Source organism: Bacillus sp. P4_D3 (assembly GCF_056401855.1).
The window spans coordinates 1-1,807 of sequence record NZ_JBFUIN010000635.1 but is presented as its reverse complement, the minus strand read 5'-3'; the positions used below and the strand labels follow the sequence as shown (position 1 = coordinate 1,807).

Genomic DNA, 1,807 nt, shown 5'->3' with positions numbered 1-1,807 from the left:
TATTTGATGTAATAGCAGATAAAATTTTGTTTTATCCTAGAAACTATATGAAATTAAAACATCATATTGCGAAATTAAGCGAATGTGAGTGGTTTCGAAATTTACACGAAGATACGAAGTATACAAGTTTAATTTGGAGTAACAGAAAAATTAAGAAGTACATTTTGTCTTCCGGAAATATGGAAGGACTTTTAAAATCTGAAAGAAAACAAACCGAATTCGCCCAACTTGTATATAGTGAATATAAAAAGAGAAGGTAAGAATTTTTTTATTTTTCATATTTGGCGAAACAAATGGTACAATGAAAGCTAATGTGAAAAATAAGGAAAAGAAGTGGTCAATATGAAAAACTTTTTAGAATTAGGAATTAGTGAAACTTTTAATCATACATTACGTGAAAATGGAATCACAGAAGCAACACCGATTCAAGAGAAAGCAATTCCTGTTATTATGTCAGGAAAAGATATTATTGGACAGGCGAAAACAGGAACGGGTAAAACGTTAGCATTCGTGTTACCGATTTTAGAAAAAATCGATCCAGAGTCTAGTGATGTTCAGGCTTTAATTGTTGCACCAACAAGGGAACTAGCCCTGCAAATTACAACTGAAATTAAAAAAATGCTTGTTCAAAGAGAAGATATTAATGTACTAGCGATATATGGCGGACAAGATGTAGCACAACAATTAAGAAAATTAAAAGGTAATACACATATTGTTGTTGCGACACCAGGAMGATTATTAGATCATATACGACGTGAAACAATTGATTTAAGTAATCTTTCAACGATTGTACTAGATGAAGCGGATCAAATGCTTTATTTCGGTTTCTTATATGATATTGAAGATATTTTAGATGAGACACCTGATAGTAAACAAACGATGTTATTCTCAGCAACGATGCCAAAAGATATTAAAAAATTGGCGAAACGTTATATGGATGAGCCGCAAATGATCCAAGTACAAAGTGAAGAAGTAACGGTAGATACAATTGAGCAGCGTGTCATTGAGACGACAGATCGTGCAAAGCCAGATGCACTTCGTTTTGTTATGGATCGTGATCAGCCATTTTTAGCAGTTATTTTCTGTCGTACAAAGGTTAGAGTAAGTAAGCTGTATGATAATTTAAAAGGACTAGGTTATAATTGTGCTGAACTTCATGGTGATATACCTCAAGCGAAACGTGAAAGAGTCATGAAGAGTTTCCGCGAGGCTAAAATTCAGTACTTAATTGCGACTGATGTAGCAGCTCGTGGACTTGATGTAGATGGTGTAACGCACGTATTTAACTTTGATATCCCTGAAGATGTAGAAAGTTATATTCACCGCATTGGCCGAACAGGACGTGCAGGTGGATCAGGTCTTGCAATTACGTTCGTTGCAGCGAAAGATGAAAAACATTTAGAAGAAATTGAAAAAACGCTTGGTGCACCAATACAAAGACAAATAATCGAACAACCGATGATAAAAAATGTAGATGAAAATGGAAAACCGGTACAAAAGCCGGCTCCAAAGAAATCAAGTGAATATCGTCAAAGAGATAGCCGTGAAGGTTCAAGAAGTGGTTCAAGAAACGATTCAAGAAATAGTTCGAGAAATGATAACAATCGATCATTTAATAAGCCAAGTAATAAGAAAAGTAGTACAAAACAAGGTCAGCAAAGACGTGGCCGTTAAATCTTAAAATAGTAATCGGGATAAAGAGGGTTGTTATTATTTGTCGATAAGTTGATAAATAATAACAATCACCGATAAAATTTTAGATATGATTGTAAATCATTTTATTTATTAGATAGACAAAAAAGAGTCG

At 33.9% G+C, this 1,807-nt stretch carries 2 protein-coding genes; both read left to right on the top strand.

Annotation, left to right across the window (positions count from 1 at the left end; genetic code table 11):
* A partial coding sequence (locus AC1DTM_RS25030) for a hypothetical protein (RefSeq protein ID WP_477001146.1) occupies positions 1 to 260 on the top strand: 260 nt, incomplete at its 5' end.
* Between the two features lie 73 nt (positions 261 to 333).
* Positions 334 to 1,674 (top strand): DEAD/DEAH box helicase, encoded by a 1,341-nt coding sequence (locus AC1DTM_RS25025; RefSeq protein ID WP_016104866.1) that lies wholly within the window; start codon positions 334 to 336, stop codon positions 1,672 to 1,674.
* The last annotated feature ends 133 nt before the right edge of the window (positions 1,675 to 1,807 follow it).